The organism is Haloferula helveola (genome assembly GCF_037076345.1).
GTDB classification, from domain to species: domain Bacteria; phylum Verrucomicrobiota; class Verrucomicrobiia; order Verrucomicrobiales; family Akkermansiaceae; genus Haloferula; species Haloferula helveola.
Window position 1 is genome coordinate 773,096 of record NZ_AP024702.1, and the last position, 19,054, is coordinate 792,149.

12 protein-coding genes, 2 tRNA genes and 2 rRNA genes are annotated in these 19,054 nt (G+C 60.4%); 3 read left to right on the forward strand and 13 right to left on the reverse strand.

Features of this window, described 5'->3' with window-relative positions; translation table 11 throughout:
• Positions 1–141 precede the first annotated feature (141 nt).
• The 6 genes from HAHE_RS02675 to HAHE_RS02700 form a co-directional block, all read right to left on the reverse strand.
• Positions 142–2,972: ribosomal RNA gene (locus HAHE_RS02675) — 23S ribosomal RNA — on the reverse strand.
• Between the two features lie 286 nt (positions 2,973–3,258).
• Positions 3,259–3,335, reverse strand: a tRNA-Ile gene (locus HAHE_RS02680).
• A gap of 43 nt (positions 3,336–3,378) precedes the next feature.
• Positions 3,379–3,454 (reverse strand) — tRNA-Ala (locus HAHE_RS02685).
• A gap of 233 nt (positions 3,455–3,687) precedes the next feature.
• A 16S ribosomal RNA gene (locus HAHE_RS02690) occupies positions 3,688–5,211 on the reverse strand.
• Together the 16S and 23S rRNA genes with 2 tRNA genes alongside form the textbook arrangement of a ribosomal RNA operon.
• 544 nt (positions 5,212–5,755) lie before the next feature.
• A complete protein-coding gene (locus HAHE_RS02695) occupies positions 5,756–7,324 on the reverse strand; it encodes a HAMP domain-containing sensor histidine kinase (protein ID WP_338688382.1) in 1,569 nt (522 codons plus the stop codon).
• Entirely contained in the window at positions 7,321–8,043 is a 723-nt protein-coding gene (locus HAHE_RS02700) for a response regulator transcription factor (protein WP_338688384.1), read from the reverse strand. The genes HAHE_RS02695 and HAHE_RS02700 overlap by 4 nt, the downstream gene beginning before the upstream one ends.
• A gap of 125 nt (positions 8,044–8,168) precedes the next feature.
• Here HAHE_RS02700 and HAHE_RS02705 point away from each other — a divergent pair, with 125 nt between their 5' ends.
• From HAHE_RS02705 to HAHE_RS02715, 3 genes are all read left to right on the forward strand, one after another.
• Positions 8,169–9,884 (forward strand): peroxidase family protein, encoded by a 1,716-nt coding sequence (locus HAHE_RS02705; RefSeq protein WP_338688386.1) that lies wholly within the window; start codon positions 8,169–8,171, stop codon positions 9,882–9,884.
• 109 nt (positions 9,885–9,993) lie between these two features.
• Positions 9,994–11,382 carry a hypothetical protein gene (locus HAHE_RS02710; protein WP_338688388.1) on the forward strand — a complete coding sequence of 463 codons (1,389 nt, stop codon included), beginning with the start codon at positions 9,994–9,996 and terminating at the stop codon, positions 11,380–11,382.
• 5 nt (positions 11,383–11,387) lie between these two features.
• Positions 11,388–12,491 (forward strand): M20 family metallopeptidase, encoded by a 1,104-nt coding sequence (locus tag HAHE_RS02715; protein WP_338688389.1) that lies wholly within the window; start codon positions 11,388–11,390, stop codon positions 12,489–12,491.
• A gap of 11 nt (positions 12,492–12,502) precedes the next feature.
• On the opposite strand, the gene ppk2 is transcribed toward HAHE_RS02715, so the two are convergent.
• The 7 genes from ppk2 to HAHE_RS02750 form a co-directional block, all read right to left on the reverse strand.
• On the reverse strand, positions 12,503–13,300 hold the full coding sequence (gene ppk2, locus HAHE_RS02720; RefSeq protein WP_338688392.1) for a polyphosphate kinase 2: 798 nt from the start codon (positions 13,298–13,300) through the stop codon (positions 12,503–12,505).
• Between the two features lie 45 nt (positions 13,301–13,345).
• Positions 13,346–14,356 carry an NAD(P)/FAD-dependent oxidoreductase gene (locus HAHE_RS02725; RefSeq protein ID WP_338688394.1) on the reverse strand — a complete coding sequence of 337 codons (1,011 nt, stop codon included), beginning with the start codon at positions 14,354–14,356 and terminating at the stop codon, positions 13,346–13,348.
• 46 nt (positions 14,357–14,402) lie between these two features.
• Complete coding sequence (locus HAHE_RS02730; RefSeq protein ID WP_338688396.1) at positions 14,403–15,788, reverse strand: cytochrome-c peroxidase; 1,386 nt, start codon at positions 15,786–15,788, stop codon at positions 14,403–14,405.
• Between the two features lie 67 nt (positions 15,789–15,855).
• On the reverse strand, positions 15,856–17,250 hold the full coding sequence (gene fumC / locus HAHE_RS02735; RefSeq protein WP_338688398.1) for a class II fumarate hydratase: 1,395 nt from the start codon (positions 17,248–17,250) through the stop codon (positions 15,856–15,858).
• 39 nt (positions 17,251–17,289) lie between these two features.
• On the reverse strand, positions 17,290–17,439 hold the full coding sequence (locus tag HAHE_RS02740) for a hypothetical protein (protein ID WP_338688399.1): 150 nt from the start codon (positions 17,437–17,439) through the stop codon (positions 17,290–17,292).
• A 24-nt stretch (positions 17,440–17,463) separates the two neighbouring features.
• A complete protein-coding gene (locus tag HAHE_RS02745; RefSeq protein WP_338688400.1) occupies positions 17,464–17,625 on the reverse strand; it encodes a DUF1328 family protein in 162 nt (53 codons plus the stop codon).
• 83 nt (positions 17,626–17,708) lie between these two features.
• Positions 17,709–18,941: an MFS transporter gene (locus tag HAHE_RS02750; protein WP_338688401.1), complete on the reverse strand. Its 1,233-nt coding sequence runs from the start codon at positions 18,939–18,941 to the stop codon at positions 17,709–17,711.
• Positions 18,942–19,054 lie beyond the last annotated feature (113 nt).

The window sequence follows — 19,054 nt, forward strand, 5'->3', positions numbered from 1 at the left end:
GGGGGCCGGCGGCGGCGTTCGCCGCTCCCTGACATCCGCATGGAGGGAAAGAAAGTTCCTTTCCAAGACCGCTTCAACCGCTCCCCTTTCGGTGAGCCTCGCGGTCCATCGGAAACCCTTCGGTTCCGACAAAGAAAAAGAGGAATCAAGCCTGACGGATGATTAGTACTGCTCGGCTACGCACATTGCTGCGCTTCGACCTACAGCCTATCAACGTGGTCGTCTTCCACGATCCTTCTGGGAAAACTCATCTTGGGAATGGCTTGGCGCTTAGATGCTTTCAGCGCTTATCCAGTCCGAGCTTAGCTACCCGGCCATGCCGTTGACACGACAACCGGTGCACCAGAGGCTCGTCGTTTCCGGTCCTCTCGTACTAGGAAACGAACCCCTCAGTTTTCCTGCGCCCACAGAGGATAGAGGACCGAACTGTCTCGCGACGTTCTGAACCCAGCTCGCGTGCCGCTTTAACCGGCGAACAGCCGGACCCTTGGGACCTTCTCCAGCCCCAGGATGCGACGAGCCGACATCGAGGTGCCAAACTTCGCCGTCGATATGAACTCTTGGGCGAAATCAGCCTGTTATCCCTAAGGTACCTTTTATCCGTTGAGCGACGGCAATTCCACATTCAACCGCCGGATCACTTAGGCCTACTTTCGTATCTGCTCGGCTTGTAGGCCTCACAGTTAGGCGGGTTTATGCCTATGCACTCGACACACGGTTGCAAACCGTGCTGAACCCACCTTCGCGCTCCTCCGTTACTCTTTGGGAGGATACCGCCCCAGTAAAACTGACCGGCTGACACTGTTCCCCGGCCGGTTGTACGGCGCGGGGTTAGACTCTCCAATACACAAGGGTGGTATCTCACTGATGGCTCAGATACCCCCTAAAGGGCACCTTCAACGCCTCCCACTTATGCTGAGCATGCAAATCAAAAAGCCAATGACAGCTTACAGTTAAGGTCTATAGGGTCTTTCCGTCCTTCTGCGGGTAGGCGGCATCTTCACCGCCACTACAATTTCACTGAGCACCTGGTTGAGACAGCGCCCAACTCGTTACACGATTCGTGCAGGTCGGAACTTACCCGACAAGGAATTTCGCTACCTTAGGACCGTTATAGTTACGGCCGACATTCACGGGGACTTGGGTTCGGAGCTTCGCGTAAGCTAACACCTCACCTTAATCTTTCCGCATTGGTCACGTGTCACATCCTATACTTGGACTTGCGTCTTGGCAGAATGCTGTGTTTTTGCTAAACAGTCGGTTGGGCCTGGTCACTGCGGCCCCCCTAGAGGGGCACCCCTTCTTCCGAAGTTACGGGGCTAATTTGCCGAGTTCCTTAACCAGGGTTCACTCTTGCGCCTTAGAATACTCATCCCACCCACCTGTGTCGGTTTACGGTACGGGTCGCTTAGCGTACGCAGGGGCTTTTCTTGGCACAACTTCATGCAATGCGGATCGGCCGTAGCCTCACCTCGGAATTCAATCACCTGGTTGCAATTCGTCATGCGTCCCCCCTGTTTAAGGGTCGCGAGCGCGGGAATATTAACCCGCTGTCCATCGCCTACGCATATCTGCCTCGGCTTAGGCCCCGGCTAACCCAGGGACGAAAAACGTAGCCCTGGAAACCTTGGGTTTACGGCGGACCGGGATTTCACCGGTCTTATCGTTACTCATGTCTGCATCCTCTCTTGTCAGCGCTCCACTTTCAGTCGCCATCCAGCTTCAACGTACTGACAATGCTCCTCTACCGCGCCATGCCAAAGGCATGACACCCAGAGCTTCGGTATAACGCTTATCGCCAATCATTTTCGGCGCAGGGTCTCTCGATGAGTAAGCTATTACGCATTTTTTAAATGGTGGCTGCTTCTAAGCCAACATCCTCACTGTCTGTGAAACCCCACATCCTTTCCACTTAGCGTTATTTGGGCACCTTAGCTGCTGATCAGGGTTGTTTCCCTTTTGACGATGAAGCTTATCCCCCACCGTCTCACTGCCGCGCTCCACCCACCGGTATTCGGAGTTTGATAAGGTTTGGTACCCGGGTATGGGCCCTAGCCTTGTCAGTGCTCTACCCCCGATGGTCAGCACGCGACGCTGCACCTCAATGCATTTCGAGGAGAACCAGCTATCACGGGGTTTGAATAGCCTTTCACTCCTACCCTCAGCTCATCCGAGAATTTTTCAACATTCACCGGTTCGGTCCTTCACGTCGTATTACCGACGCTTCAACCTGGCCAAGGGTAGGTCACCTCCGCTTCGGGTCCGGCACCTGCAACTCATCTCGCCCTGTTCGGACTCGCTTTCGCTTCGCCTCCGTCCCGGAAGGACTTAGGCTTGCCACAGATACCAACTCGCAGACTCATTAAGCAAAAGGCACGCCATCACCCCCGAAGGGGCTCTGACACCTTGTAGGCACAGGGTTTCAGGTTCTGTTTCACTCCGCTCGCAGCGGTACTTTTCACCTTTCCCTCACGGTACTGGTTCACTATCGGTCGCTAACTAGTATTTAGCCTTACGCCGTGGTCGGCGCAGATTCATGCAACGTTTCACGTGTGCTGCATTACTCAGGGACACCCTAGGGCCGTCTCGGATTTCGGTTACGGGGATTTCACCCTCTGTGTCGGAACTTTCCAGATCCTTCACCTATCCTCAACGGTCCCATGTCGGGGCCCTACAACCCCGGGAGCAAGCTCCCGGTTTGGGCTGTTCCGCTTTCGCTCGCCACTACTTACGGAATCGATTCTCTTTCTTTTCCTCCGGTTACTGAGATGTTTCACTTCACCGGGTATCGCGTGCCCTTCCCTATTTTGTTCAGGAAGGGACGACGGAGTTCTAACTCCGCCAGGTTACCCCATTCGGAAATCTCCGGATCAAAGCGTATTTGCCGCTCCCCGAAGCTTATCGCAGCTTATCACGTCCTTCATCGCCTGTTAGCACCAAGGCATCCACTCTGTGCCCTTATTAGCTTGATTCCTTGCTTTCTCTAAATCGGAAAAAACCGAAAAAGCGAACAGCAGGATCAGCTGTCTGTTCTTTTAACGCGCCCCGGTCCGGTCAGACCGTCCGGGACGTGCCGTAAAAAAGACAATCTCTTGTCTTTGTGGAAATCGAGTGTTTCCAAGGACCGCAATCATGGCTCTCAGAGAGCGATTGTATTATTTTGCAGTCTTGAAAAAACTTCTTTTCTCCATGCGGATGTCAAAGAGCGGAAAAGTCCTCCGCATTCATTTGCGACGCCGGTCCGGAACGATCGGGAGATGGTGGGCCAGACAGGACTTGAACCTGTGACCCCACGCTTATCAAGCGTGTGCTCTAACCAACTGAGCTACAGGCCCCTGTTTCAGGAGCTTGCACTCCCTGGCGGTCGCCCGCCGAAGCTGGTGGAGGTAACCGGATTCGAACCGATGACATCCTGCTTGCAAAGCAGGCGCTCTACCAACTGAGCTATACCCCCTTTTTCCCGCCCCGGAGGGCGTGGAGATGCCCGGACTTGGAGAGGCAAAGGCAAAATCGTGCGCTGCGTGACACTGGATCGAACCTACGTCGTCCGGATCCGCGCGGCATGAATAAACATTGTCGGTTCGTAATCGGACGGAACTCGCGTCCCGTCCAAACCCCGCGCCCAAAAGACACGGGGCTCGACCTGCTGCAGGGACCGCGTGATACGGTTTGTCAGCTTCTCCTTAGAAAGGAGGTGATCCAGCCGCAGGTTCCCCTACGGCTACCTTGTTACGACTTCATCCCAGTTACCAGCTTCACCTTAGGACCTAATAAAAGATACTTCGGGTGCTACCGGCTTCCATGATGTGACGGGCGGTGTGTACAAGACCCGGGAACGTATTCACGGCACCGTAGCTGATGTGCCATTACTAGCGATTCCAACTTCATGGAGGCGAGTTGCAGCCTCCAATCCGAACTGGGCCCAGTTTTACGGATTTCCTCCACCTCGCGGCATCGGTTCCAATTGTACTGGGCATTGTAGTACGTGTGCAGCCCTGGGCGTAAGGGCCATACTGACCTGACGTCGTCCCCACCTTCCTCCCAGTTGATCTGGGCAGTCTGAACAGAGTCCCCACCATTACGTGCTGGCAACTGTTCACAGGGGTTGCGCTCGTTGCGGGACTTAACCCAACATCTCACGACACGAGCTGACGACGGCCATGCAGCACCTGTGCAAAGTGTCCGAAGACTCACCCGCTTTCACGGGATTAGCGATGCATGTCAAGCCCAGGTAAGGTTCTTCGCGTTGCATCGAATTAAGCCACATACTCCACCGCTTGTGCGGGTCCCCGTCAATTTCTTTGAGTTTTAGTCTTGCGACCGTACTTCCCAGGCGGCGCGCTTAACGCGTTAGCTCCGGCACAAGGGGGGTCGAAACCCCTCACACCAAGCGCGCACCGTTTACTGCCAGGACTACAGGGGTATCTAATCCCTTTCGCTCCCCTGGCCTTCGAGCCTCAGCGTCAGTAAGTGTCCAGTAGATCGCCTTCGCCACGAGTGTTCCTCTCGATATCCACGCATTTCACTGCTACACCGAGAATTCCATCTACCCCTCCACTACTCAAGTCCGGCAGTATCGGATGCAGTTCCGGGGTTGAGCCCCGGGATTTCACATCTGACTTACCAAACCGCCTACGCTCCCTTTACGCCCAGTGATTCCGAACAACGCTCGGGACCTTCGTATTACCGCGGCTGCTGGCACGAAGTTAGCCGTCCCTTCCTCTTCGGGTACTATCAACCCTGTGGGCTATTGACCCCCAGGTCTTACTCCCCGATGACAGGAGTTTACAATCCGAAGACCGTCATCCTCCACGCGGCGTTGCACCATCAGACTTTCGTCCATTGTGAATTATTCTCGACTGCTGCCACCCGTAGGTGTCTGGACCGTGTCTCAGTTCCAGTGTGACTGATCATCCTCTCAGACCAGTTACCCGTCGTAGCCTTGGTGGGCCGTTACCCCGCCAACAAGCTGATAGGACGCGAGCCAATCCCGCAGCGGCAGCCGAAGCCACCTTTAACCCGAAGGTACCATGGGGTATTAATCCGCCTTTCGGCGGGCTATCCCCCACTGCAGGGCATGTAACTCACGTGTTACTCACCCGTGCGCCACTAGGAATCTCCAAAGCAAGCTCCAAAGATCCCTCGTACGACTTGCATGTCTTAAACACGCCGCCAGCGTTCGTTCTGAGCCAGAATCAAACTCTCCGTAAAAAACGTATTGCTGTGTTTCCACAGCCAAATTGACCTCGGTGAAAAACACCCGCAAGGGGCGCCTCACCGAACCGCGCGACCGGGATCCTTCCCAATCCACGCAGCACACAATTTAGCCTTTTCCTCTCCGCTCGATATCCCCTTCCCGCATGGCCACCCGAAAACGGTTTCCCGTCCGGACCCACACGGCATGAATACCGAGCCGTCGCTGTGAAAGATCTCCTTCGAGGGGACTAAAAAGCCGATCAGACCGTCCGACCCGTCCCGAAGGACCACTCGAAGCTCCGATCGACTTCCGTCTCTCGTGCCACCCCCGGAGGCGCGGCGGGGGGGAAACTACACCCCAGCCCCCGACCGTCAATACCTTTCGGAGAGATTTTTTCACACCTCCCAAACCACCACTCAATGGGCGGTTTTCACCCCGATCAGGACTATCCTCCGAACCCGTCCGGGAGGGTAGCCCCCGAGGCCAATTGCTGTCCGGATACCTGCCGGATACCGAGCCCCTGCAACCAAGCACCTGCTACTACTGTAAGTATCGTAGTTAAACCGCGGCAAGCTCGATCCGAACCTCCAGCCCGCCCAGGTCCGAACGTCCGGCTCGAATGCTGCCACCGCAGGCTTCGACCGCGCTACGGACGATCGCCAAACCGAGCCCTACCCCTCCCGCTTCGCGGGTGCGGGCTGTGTCCGGACGGAAGAAAGGCTCGAAAAGCTTCTCGGCATCTTCAGCAGCAACCCCGGGGCCACTGTCTCCGATGGTCAGCAGCACGTCATTGGACGACTTTCTCTTGCGGGCACGGACGGCGATCCTGCAATCGGCACCGCCGTGCCGATTGGCGTTCCGCATAATGTTGGCGATGGCCCGACCGAGCAAACGTCGATCGGCCGATACTTCCAGATCTTCCGGCAAGGCGAGTTCGACCGAATGCCCCGGACACTCGCGGTGCATCGCCATCTCCACCATTTCCCGGAGCTTCACAGCCTCGTATTTGACGCTTTCCGGAGCGGTCTCGGCACGGGTGAATGCCAGCACCTCGGAAACCAATTCGGAAAGCTCTTCGACGTCTTCCTCGATCGAGGCCAAACGCTCCTTCTCGGAGTCGGCGGATAGTTTGTGGTCCAGGATGCCCAAGCCGGTGCGAATCCGGGCAAGGGGCGAACACAGCTCGTGGGCTACATCACCAAGGAACCGCTTCTGGCCGCGCAGTAGGTGATCCAAGCGGTCCGACATGCGTTCAATCGACTCTCCGACCGAGCCTAGTTCGTCGCGACGTTTCCTCCCCACCCTCGACTCGAAGTGCCCTTGGGCGATCTGGTCCGTGACTTTCGAAAGGCGTGATGCGTATCGCGTGATTCCGAGCACGAAAGGAGCCCAGAGCAGGAGGCTCACGGCAAGCACTGCCAACCCGCCAAGTAACCATGGGCGAAGATCGAAGAACAAGCCCCCAGCCGACGGGTCATCGGAACGCAGGAGCAGCATACCATGGAGCGGGCGGTCCCGCCCGGGTCGAAACAGCGGCAGGTCGATTCCCGCCCAGTAGCCATCGCCTGAAGACGCCCGAGTGAGGAACAGAGGCTGGGTCTCCGGTCCCTGCCTCGTTGAATCCGGACCCTGCCTCACCGAGTCTGGGCCCGGACCTGCCGAGTCCGGCCCGATACCGCGACGGGGCGGCAGCGGACGATCAGCGCCCGAACCCGGCGGGCCCAGCCTGTCCCCGGGCCCCTGGGGCCGGGCACCGTCGCCACCCCCTCCGGGTTTGCCCCGGGCGAAGCTGCGCATTCTCTCATCGATATCCGGAGGAATCTCGATGCCTTCTCCCACGACGGGCTTGGGCACCCCGATCAACAGGACGGCCTGAACGCCGTAGGACTCGGTGTGAGATTCGACAATTCCCGGCCATTCGGTTCTGGGAGATTCCCGGAGTTCGGCGGCAATCCCCGATCCGAGAGCCTTCAGCCGGTCACCGGATGCACCACTCAGCAACGAATCCAAGCCCAACTGGAGCTGCCATCCGACAAACACCGCGAAGGCCCCGGCAAGCACCGCCAGATGCAGCAGCAGCCACATCAGCATTTTCGCCATCAGCGGAAACTGGACCCGGCGTTTCATGACCTCTCGACGTCACCTAGTTTGTAACCGACACCGCGGACCGTGACGATATAGCGGGGATGCCGGGCATCGTCGCCAAGCTTGCGGCGGAGTTGGGAGATGTGCACGTCGATCGAGCGGTCGAACACATCGAACCTCCGTTCCGAAACGTCTTCCAGCAGCGACTCCCGGGTTTTCACCCGGCCCTTCGCTTTCATCAACGTCGCCAGGATGGCGAACTCCAAGGCGGTCAGTTCGAGAACGTCGTCCCCCAGTGTCGCGACATGGGTCGACTCATTCAGACGGAGGTCACCCGCCACGAGGTCGACCTGCTCCTCGGCAGCCGGATCCTCGAGGACTGCCCGACGCGTAACCGCCCTCAGTCGCGCGAGCAGTTCCCTACTGGAAAACGTCTTCGGCAAATAGTCGTCGGCTCCCATCTCCAGCCCGACAATCCGGTCCGCCTCTTCCCCCATCGCGGTCAACATCAGCACCGGAACATTGGAATGCTTGCGCAGTTCGCGAAGGACCTCGAATCCGTCCATGCCCGGCATCATCACGTCGAGAATGACCGCATCGTAGTCCCCAGATTTGGCTTCCTCAAGCCCCTCGGGCCCCGTGTGCCGCATCTCCACGGTCCAACCGAGTGGAGAGAGATAGTCCCGAATCAGGGCACACAGCTTTCGGTCATCGTCAATGACAAGGAGCGGTCGGTCTCCTGAACCTGATCGGCCTTCCATGCCGGTAGCATGCCGGTTGTCTGCCACCCGTGGCGACCACTTTTACGGAAGCTTAACAGAACGACGCGGGCCCCGACATCATTCCCTAACTTCCTTTGGCGAGAACCCAGGCAACAACCCGAGCCATGAATACCAAGCCCATCCCCATCATTGCCCTGGCGACCTGCTGCACGGTCGTCGCAGGAACCCGCAGCCCGGAGCATCGCCCTCCCGGTATTCCAATGCCCCGCCCCAAGGAGGAGGCCAAACTCGCCGAGCCGGCACCCGGCGAACCTGCCACAATATTCCCGCAGGAATTCAGGACCATCGACGGCAGCAACAACCACCTCGATCGCCCCGAATGGGGCATGGTCGACCAACCGTTCCGTCGACGGCTTCGACCCGACTACAGCGATGGCTTCGGGACGCCCGCCGGGGCCGTGCGGCCGTCGGCACGGGAGATCAGCAATGCCGTTGCCGCGCAGGACGAGGACCAACCGAACCGACGGGGGGCGACCGACTTCCTCTGGCAGTGGGGTCAGTTTCTCGATCACGATATCGATGAAACGCCGGTGCTCGATCCTCCGGAGCCCTTCGACATCCCCGTGCCTGCTGGAGACCCGTGGTTCGATCCGTTCGGTTCGGGAGACGTCCTGATTGCTCTCGATCGTTCGTTCTACGTCCAACCCAACGGCATCCGGGAACAGATCAACGGAATCACCGCCTACATCGATGCGTCGAACGTCTACGGATCGGATACGGTTCGCGCCTATGCCCTGCGTCGCCTCGATGGCACCGGCATGCTCAAGACCACTCCGTCGGATCACGGCGACCTTCTTCCCTACAACGAAGGGGGGCACGCCAACGCACCGGAGCCCTCTTCCCGTTGGTTCATCGCCGGTGATGTGCGAGCCAACGAACAGGCCGCGCTCACCGCGATGCACACCCTCTTCGTCCGCGAGCACAACCATTGGGCGCTGGCCTACAGGGAAGCCAATCCGTCGGCGACGGAAGACGAGGTCTACGAGTTCGCGCGGATGATCGTCGGCGCCGAGATGCAACACATCACCTACACCGAATTCCTTCCGCTGCTGCTTGGGCCCGACTCCCTGCCTCCCTATCGCGGCTTCAGGCCGGAGCTCGACCCGTCGATCCTCAACGAATTCGCGACCGCGGCCTACCGCTTCGGCCACAGCCTGCTGCCGACCACGATCCGGCGCATCAACGCCGACGGATCGACAGATAAAAATGGCGACCTCGAGCTCGCCGAGGCGTTCTTTGACCCATCGATCATCGAGGATGGAGGAATCGACACGCTGCTCCGCGGACTCGCTTCCCAACGCTGTCAGGAGCTCGACGGCCGACTGGTCGATGGCGTGCGCAACTTTCTCTTCGGACCGCCGGGCGCCGGAGGCTTCGATCTGGCGTCGCTCAATATCCAGCGCGGGCGCGACCACGGGCTTCCGTCCTACAACGACGCGCGGCGCCAACTCGGCATGCCTCCGGCCCGCAACTTCCGCGACGTGCATCCCGACCGCCGCGTCGCCGACCGCCTTGCGGAGGTTTACACTTCGGTTGAAGACATCGATCTCTGGGTCGGCGGACTGTGCGAACCGCACGTTCCCGAGGCCATGGTCGGGCCGGTCTTCCATCGTATCCTGACCGAGCAGTTCATCCGGTTGCGCGATGGCGACCGCTTCTTCTACCGGAGTGCCCTTGAGCCGGAAACTCTGGCTCTCGTCGAGCAAGAGACGCTCGCATCCGTGATTCGTCGCAACACCGAGCTCGGCGAAGAACTGCAGGACAATGTCTTCCTCGTGCCCGACGCGGGGCGCGGTCCACGCCGCTCCATCCGGCGTTGAATCCCGCTCACCCCCCGGCAGAAAGAGTCCCCGGTTTCATTTCGAAGCCGGGGGGCTCCATGGCCAAACTCATCCTTTCAACCCTCCGGTTCCTCGCCTAACATGAAGCATGGGCGTGATCCCGGAGTCGGACATCCCCCTGGTGATTCCCACACAGGGTTATACGCCGAACTGTTGGGAGAACCGGAGCGTCATCTTCTTTGCCAATCTGCTCTCCCTGTTCTTCGGAAACCGCGGCGGAGCGAAACTGCTTGAGGATGAGATCAGCTGTGTGGACTCCTACGGTGGTCGTCTCGCACCCGTGTTGGGTTTGATCTTCGGCGGTGGGGAGAATGTCCTCGTTCTCGAACGCAAGCCGGACCCGGCATTGACGGACTTCTTCCGCTCAATCGGACTAAAGTTGCCCCGCCTCGAAATCCTTCCGCGGAATGCTTTCGTCTCCCTCGGTGACCTTCTCTCGCGCGGACAAGCTGCCGGACACCCCCTGCTCGACCGGTTGATGATCGAAAGGGCCGAAATCCTCGACGGGTTCGTCACCGACGAGACCATCGCGTTGTTGGCGGCCACTCTCGGCAAGCGCACCCTCTCGTCACTTTCCGGGAGCCACCGCGGAAACAACAAACTTCTCCTCCACGAGCATCTTGAATCGATCGGGCTACCCGTATTTCCCACCCGTCTCGCGAACAACACCGGCGAGGTCGCCGCGGCACTGGACGAGTTTCGGAACGAAGGCCGACGCCACGCGGTGGCCAAGGCGCAGATCGGCGCTTCGGGAATCGGACTCGTCAGGCTGGCAACCGACGAACACCCCGGAGAGCTTCCCGGCGCCTTCTTCCATGAGGGCCCCTGCATGGTCCAGGCGTGGCTTGAGGCAGGGAGCGATGGCATCCGCGAAATACTGAGCCCGAGCGTTCAACTCTTCCTCAACGACGACTCCGCCTATCTCTACGACGTGACGGAGCAAATCCTCAGCGCACACGAGAGCGTTCACGAAGGCAACGAATCGCCACCGACTTATCTCGACGACTTCCCCGGGTTGCTGAGGGAACTCTTCCGCCAGGCTGGAGAGGCCGCCCGATGGCTCCACCGGCAGGGCTATCGTGGTGCTGCCAGCGTCGATTTCCTGCTGACGCTGCTCGATGACGGCTCGTTTGTTGCCTACGTGTGCGAAATCAACGCCAGGGTGACCGGGGCGACGTACCCTTCCGTACTTGCCCGTCACTTCCGTCCCCGAGGCGCATGGAGGATGCGCAACCTGCGTCTCACCACCCCCCTACCGGGCGCCCTCCTGCTCGAGAAGCTGCAAGCGCACGCAGAGTTGTTCACCAAGGACAACGGCAGGGGAATCCTCCCCGTGAACTTCAACCTCGAACCCGACGGACTCGTTCGCAAAGGCCAGTTCCTCGCCGTCGCGGAAGACGTCCCGTCCTGCCGCGAGCTGCTCGAAATCGCCCGCCACGACCTACCCGTCGCATGGGACTACACCCGCGACCGCTGACCGCCATGGACTCCGACCTCACCGACCGCCTCGTTGCCCTGTCGCGCGACCTGATTCTCATTCCGAGTACGGACAGCCAGCCCCAGGAGCGGGCGCGCGCGTTCTCGTTTTTCCGGAATCACCTGGAACCGCTCGACCACATCCGCATCGAGCGCCATGAGTCTGGAAACTACGAGTCGCTGGTGGTCTTGCCCGCCGACGTTCAGCACGCGGAGATTCTGATGATCGGCCACCTCGACGTGATCGAACACCCGGACCTCGACCTTTACCGATCGCATATCAAGGACGGAAGGCTCTACGGCCCGGGAGCTGGTGACATGAAGGGGGCCCTGGCCATCATGCTGAAACTCTTCTGTGACCTTCACCGGGCACAGCCGGGGATCCCGCTGGGCATGGTGATTACCTCGGACGAAGAACGAGGAGGCGAGCACGGGGTCGGATATCTCGTCAGGGAGGCGGGATTGAGGGCGAAACATGCGATCGTACCAGACGGCGGCTCGATCCACAATGTAACGGTCGAGGAGAAGGGCATCGCCCACCTACGCGTCCACACTGTCGGAAAGGCGGCCCATGCCGCACGCCCGTGGCTCTCAGACAACGCGGCCACACGCCTCGCGACCGCACTCGCCCGGCTGCCGGCGGCTTTCCCCATCCCAACCAATCTTGAAGGCGAGCACTGGCAGCCGACTTGTTCTCTGACCACCCTCCACACGCCGAACCGGACCTTGAACTGCATCCCGGACCGGGCCGACGCCACGCTGGACCTGCGCTTTCCTCCACCCCATCGACTTGCCGACATTCTGGACCGATTGCAGGATATCCTCGGACCGGAAGTTACTCTCGAAACCGTAGTCGCCGCCGAACCGTCGCAGCTCAACCCGGATCCGCTCTGGTTCGATATCACCGAAGAGATCACCGGCGAACCGGTCCGCGAGGTCCGCGCCTCGGGTGGCAGTGACGCCCGCTTCCTTTGTCAGGCGGGAGTCCAGACCATCGTCGCCCGCCCCGAAGTCGGAAACCTCCATGCGGCCGACGAGTGGATCGACATCCGGAGCATGGCGACCTTCTACGAGATCGCACGCTATTACATCTTGCGCTCGCTTGCCTGAGACGCCGCGTCTCAGAACTTCTCTTCGACGAAGTTGCGCTCCTTCAACACCAGTTCGTCGGAGAAACCCTTGGAATCCTGAAGTGGCGGCAACTCCACTTTCTCCTTTGGCACATCCTCGTAAGGAATTTGATCGAGGAGGTGGGAGATGCAGTTCAATCGGGCTCGCTTCTTATCATCCGAACGGACCAGGTGCCACGGAGCGTGGGACGTGTCGGTCGCGGTAAACATCCGGTCGTAGGCGCGGGAGTAGTCGTACCAATGGGTCCTTGCCTTCACATCCAGCGGGCTGAGCTTCCACTGTTTGGTCGGATCCTCGATGCGTGACTCGAATCGTTCCAACTGCTGATCGTGGCTGACCACGAGGAAGTATTTGATCAGGCGGATTTCGGACCGGATCAGACCGATTTCCCAAGACGGGCACATCAGCAGAAACTCCTCGTACTCCTCCTGCGTGCAGAAGCCCATGACCGGCTCGACACCGGCCCGGTTGTACCAGCTCCGGTCGAAGATCACGACCTCACCCGCCGACGGCAGGTGCGCGGCATAGCGCTGGAAGTAGAACTGGGTCTGCTCTTTCTCCGTCGGCGCGGGAAGCGCCACCACGCGAAACACCCGGGGGCTGACTTCTTCCATGATGCGCTTGATCACACCGCCCTTCCCGGCGGTATCGCGACCTTCGAAGATCACGACGATCTTGGCGCCGGTCTCAACCACCCACGACTGGAGCTTGCAGAGTTCGATCTGCAAACGGCGCAGCTCTTTCTTGTAGGTTTTCTTGTCCAGCGGATCGTCGTGCTCCTTGCCCATAGGAAACGAAGTTAGGTCGATGCCGTCGCATGTCAGCCTGAAAACCTACACCAGCATGCGTTCGGCGACGTCGATGCCCGACCGAATCGCCAAGGCAATCCGCCCCTTCCCGGCCTGACCGTCGCCGGCAAAGAACAACCCGTCATCCTCGAGCGGCTTCAGGGAAGACGCGTCCCACGATTTCTTCGGAAGGGCATAGCGCCAGCGCTGGCTGTCCCACCACTCCGGATCAGGCACGGGCAGGACGGATCGCAATTCCCGCATCACCTCAGGCAGGAGTGTCTCTCGATCCACCTCCATGTTGCGCATCGTCCAATCGGGAGACATCTGCACGACAAGAATGGTCTGTCCTGAGGGGACATGCCCTGCCTTGTCCTCTTCAAAGCCGATCCATGCGATCGCGTGGCGGCGATCCTCATTCAGAAGTGCGTGATAGGATCGCCGGGGTTCGACCTCCCGGCAGAAGCCGAGCACGAAGGAGAATTGGGGCGCGTAGTCGATCCCAGCCAAGGAGATTTCGGCGCCGCTGCCGGCAACCAGTTCTCGTGCCTGCGGAGCGGGTGCCGTGACGAGCACCTTGGCGAATTCGCCCTTCTCTTGCCCGGACTCGTCCCGGATCCGCCAAGCTCCGGACGAGCGCTCGACACGGCCGACCCGACACTCCCTCTCGACCACCGAGCCCGGGGACGCCGCATGGAGCAGCTTCCCCAAAGTGCTGATGCCTTGGCGATAGCTCCAGGCCGGCTCGGCGTTCTCCACCCGGTCCCCTTCCCGGATCCTGCCATCGTGACCGAAGACCCAGACCGGCTTCTTGATCCGGACCAGGTCATCGGTGGGGAGCCGATCCCGGACGAGCCGGGCCACAACGGGATCATCGAGTCGGAAGAAGTTGGCCCCGTGATCGTAGCAACAACCGGCCCGTCTTCGGGTTGCGGCTCGTCCCGAGAACCCGCGGCTTTTTTCAAATACCCGCGTCGGGATTCCCGCTGAAGCCAGCGAGTGGGCTGCCGCAAGGCCCGACATTCCGGCTCCGATGATCGCGACCTCTCCCGTCATTCCGCGCCACCAGACAACTCATGGCCGGTGGTGCAAGTGGAATTCCTTACTCGGCGGCCTCGGGTTCGTAAGCAAAACGATAGAAACCGTTGGGCTGACCTTCGGGTGCGGGAATCGCCACCACGACGTTGCCGTTCGGGTCAGCCGTGACGGGAAACGAGTTCCAGCTGTCGAGTTGATTGCTCCACTGGAACACATAATCGACATTCGGGACTCCCGTCATGCGGACTGTGAGACCTCGGGAAGCTCCGGATCCCGCGAACTGGATGCCCAACCCTTCGGAAGGCAGCACCACCAGAGAGAGCAAGCCGTCCGCCCCGTACGGATCCGACCACTTCGGATCGGTGTAAATGGAACTTCCGGTGAGGGTTTCAAGAAACGCTTCCAGATCACCCCGCTCCTGGACCGTCAGATTCAAACGTTGCGGCTGCGGTGGCTGGCCGGGACCACCGGGGCGGGTCAGACGCCGGTCAAGTCCGGTGACTACCGCCGGGATCGCGTTGTAGTGGTTGATCACCTGCGCCAAGGTCGCGAACTGCGCGGTGTGCATGAAGCCGCCGTGCGGGGCTCCGTTCTCGTCGACGAGGTCACGCAGACTTGGCGAGCGGGTGACGGCGAAGTCGTTTCCGCCCGAGAAGGATCCGACCACCCCGTTGTTCCCGGAGTTCGGATCGATATCGAACTCGGGCGGCCTGTGGCAACCCGCGCAGCCGGCGCCCTGCCCCGGAGGCGCGAGGAAGAGCTGTTTGCCGCGATTCTCGGCGGGCGTGAAGTTCGGGAAAGGCGGCCCGTCATTGCCGACGATCGTACGACCCTCGTCGTACTTGCTGTCAAACGACTGGATGCTCCTGATGAACTGGGCGAGCGATTGCTGAACGCGTTGCTCGGTCACGCCCTCGTCGCCATAGACGGCAGTGAAGAGCACCTGGTATTCCTCGATCGACGAAAGCTTGTCCACGAGGTCGGCAAATCCCGGATCGCCATCGGCGCCGCTGAAGCCCATCTCCACGTGATCCTGGATCGGCCTCGTCGTCTGGTCCTCCAAGGTCACCGCCCGCTCATCCCAGAAGAACCGACGTTCCGCGGCAAAGCGGGAGTTCACCAGTCGCATCGAGTGCCTCCCGGTCGTGCCGGCCACACCCGTGCTGGCAATCGCCAGATCGGAGAACGCGTGTTCCTGCTGATGGCAGGACGAGCAGGAGATCGAATCATTTCGAGACAGCCGCTTGTCGTAGAAAAGCACGCGTCCCAACGTCGCCCCGAGATCGGTGATCGGATTCCCGGGCGGCGTGTTGTCCCGATTGATGTACGCCGGAACCGGCTGGTCCGCGTAGGCCTCGGGCCGGGTCAGGTCGAGGACCCCCTCGGCGGTTTCGGCGGCCGAGGCAACAGCGGAAATGGCGGCAAGACAGAGGGCGGTTGGGGTTTTCATGACCCCAAGTGCAATACCCGGGCGTGAAGCGATGATGCGGAAAGGGACCTTTTTTGTTAAGATCGGGTTAATCCGGCGATGGCCGGGTCATCGCCTCGAAATCCATCAGTCGGTCGAAACGGCTCGCGTCGACAACCCCACTCGCCAGCACCTCTTCCCGGAGCGTCGTTCCGTTCCGGTGCGCAGCCTTGGCGATCTCGGCCGCCTTGTCGTAGCCGATTTCGGGCACCAGAGCCGTCACCGACATCAGACTGCGCTCGAGCGACTCCCGGATACGGGTCTCGTTGGCCCGTATCCCTTCGACGCATCGCTCCGTGAAGCTGGCGGACGCGTCGCCCAGCAACCGGATGGAACGCAGAAGATTGTGAATCATCACCGGCTTGAAGGTGTTCAACTCGAACTGTCCCTGACTTCCGGCCATCCCGATCGCCGCATCGTTTCCCATCACCTCGATGCAAACCTGGGTCAGAGCTTCGCACTGGGTCGGGTTGACCTTACCCGGCATGATCGATGATCCCGGTTCGTTTGCCGGAAGTTCAAGTTCTCCCAAGCCGCACCGGGGACCCGATCCGAGCAGGCGAAGGTCGTTCGCGATCTTGAAAAGCGAGGCAGCCACCGACTTCAGTGCACCCGACATGGCCACCACCGCATCGTGGGCGGCGATGGCTTCGAAGCGGTTCCCGGCAGGAACAAACGGCTCTCCCGTGAGCTCGGCGAGACGGGCAATCGCCCGCTCGGCGAACCCTTCCACCGTATTCAGGCCCGTTCCCACCGCGGTTCCTCCGAGGGCGAGCTCGTGAAGTCCGGCGAGCGCTGCCTCTACCCTCACCACTCCCAATTCGACCTGCCGCGCGTAGCCGCTGAACTCCTGCCCAAGGGTGAGCGGCGTGGCGTCCTGGCAGTGGGTTCTGCCGGTCTTGACGATGTGGGAAAACTCCCCGGATTTCGCTTCCAGCGCCCTCCGCAGCATCTCCAGCCCGGGCAGCAAAACCCGGCGAGCTTCTGCAACAGCCGAGATATGCATCGCTGTCGGGAAAACGTCGTTCGATGACTGGGACCGATTGACGTGGTCATTCGGATGGACCGGGTCCTTGCTGCCAAGTTCCCCACCGAGAATCTCGTTGGCCCGGTTCGCAACCACCTCGTTGACATTCATGTTGGTCTGCGTACCGGAGCCCGTTTGCCAGACCGACAACGGAAAGTGCTTGTCCCACTTGCCGTCGAACACTTCCTGAGCGGCATCGGCAATCGCCCTGCCGATGTCTGCCGGGATCAGTCCCAGTTCCCGATTCGTCTCGGCGACGGCGCGCTTCACCAGCCCGAGAGCATGGATCAACCGAATCGGCATGCGATCGGAACCGATCGGGAAATTCGTGAGCGACCGCTGGGTCTGAGCGCCCCAGTAGCGGTCCTCCCTGACTTCAACCGACCCGAGACTGTCCGATTCAAGACGCGTCTTCATGGCGAACCGTCCGAAGCGACTTCAGGATGCCGGACTCTATCAATCGGTCGCCTCCTCGATGGCATCACCGATCTCTTCGACCGCGTCTTCAATGGCCTCGGCGGCCTTTTCTTCAGGAGTCTTCTCCTTACAGGACGCAGCCACGAAAAACGGCAGCACGGCGATGGGAATGAGTAGGAGTCGTTTCATCGGTAATCGGGTGGCAACGGTTCACTATCTTTTGACTGCATTCAGGATCAGGGAAAGGACCAGCAGGACAATGAAGATGTAGAAAATGATCTTGGCGATTTCCGCGGCTCCAGCCGCGATGCCACCAAATCCGAAGACGGCGGCGATGATCGCCACCACGAGAAAGATAAGAGCCCATCGTAGCATGACCTTGTGTTGGTTGGTTTTCGAGTGCGTCCAAATCTCGGACCCACTTCAAACCTTGCATGGAAAACCCTTTCAGGCACGGACTAATCTCTCTCCGCCGCCAGACCTGAGGCCGCGAGCCCCCCGACGGCGCAAAAGACCGAGTAGACGGCGAGCAGGGCCAGTGGAGACCACGCTTGCAGGGGCGACGCAAGGGCGCCGACAATCAGGATGATCACCGCAATCAGCGTATTCGAGGCCGAGACATAGTCCGTTCTCCTATCCCCTTCCGCCGCGTCGACAACCCAGGTCTTCCGGCCGAGCCGCACCCCCGCGTAGCCGATGTTGAAGAGCAGGTAGAGAAATGGCCACACGAGGAAATGCCCGGACCACCCGGGCGCCCGCCAAGCGATCAACATGGCGCTGAAGCCCACGAAGGCTGCAACAGCGCCACCGAATGCCATGGCGAGGCGACCCGCCCTGTCAGCCAGCTTGCCCCAAAGGAACGAACTGGTTCCGCTGGCGACACCCGACGCGACCAGAAAACCGACGAGCGCCCCCATGGATGCGTTTCCGCCATGGCCCAGCACGACGAAAAGTGGCGACGCCAGCGAGCTCCCCAACAGCAGGCTGCGGGCAATCACAAACCGTCGGAACCTCCGGTCATCACGCACCATCCGGAGTCTCGAGCCGATGGTTGCAGCCGGTTGCTCGCCGGACTCCTCCGACTCCGGAACCGGTTCCTTCACCATGGCATAGGCCGCGGCACCGAGGACCCAAAGCATCGATGCTCCGAGAACCAGCCAGGCGAGGAACCGCGTGGCATCACGCTCCGGCCCGACCAGCAGCGCCACCGCCGCTCCTGCCGACAGCACCCCCGAAATCGCGTTGGACAGGCCGCCGACTCGACCGCGGAAACCCTTCGGAATCGTTCGCCCCAACACATCCTTCGAACTGATCGAGCAAAACGATCTCGCGAAAGCAAAGCCGGCCAGAGCCACGACGATGACGACGCCGGCGGCGGTTGGCGGGCACACCAAGGCAGCGGCTCCCATCGACGCGATGCATACCGCCTGGCCGATCGCCCCACCTGCAAACACCCATTTCCGCCGCTGAAATCGCTGCACCCACCCCGAGACGAAAAGTTGAGGAAGCATCGAACCGGATTCGCGAACCGGCACCAGCATCGACAGGACCGCCCCCGACGTCCCGAGGGAGGAAAGCAGCCAGGTAAGAACCGTCTTCGGGTTGGTCAGGACGTCACCGAGTTTGGTGCAACTCTGGGCCGCCACAATCAGTGCCGCCGCCCGTTTCTGGCTGGGTTGAAGGTCCGACATCAGGAAGGACCTCATCCTAACCGCGTCCCGGAGTCCGCCAAGTGCGACGCCGGAAATGTCGGTTGGTCCTTGCCAAGCGGCGGATCCCCGCTATGCCTCGGCCGCCCTCCCCA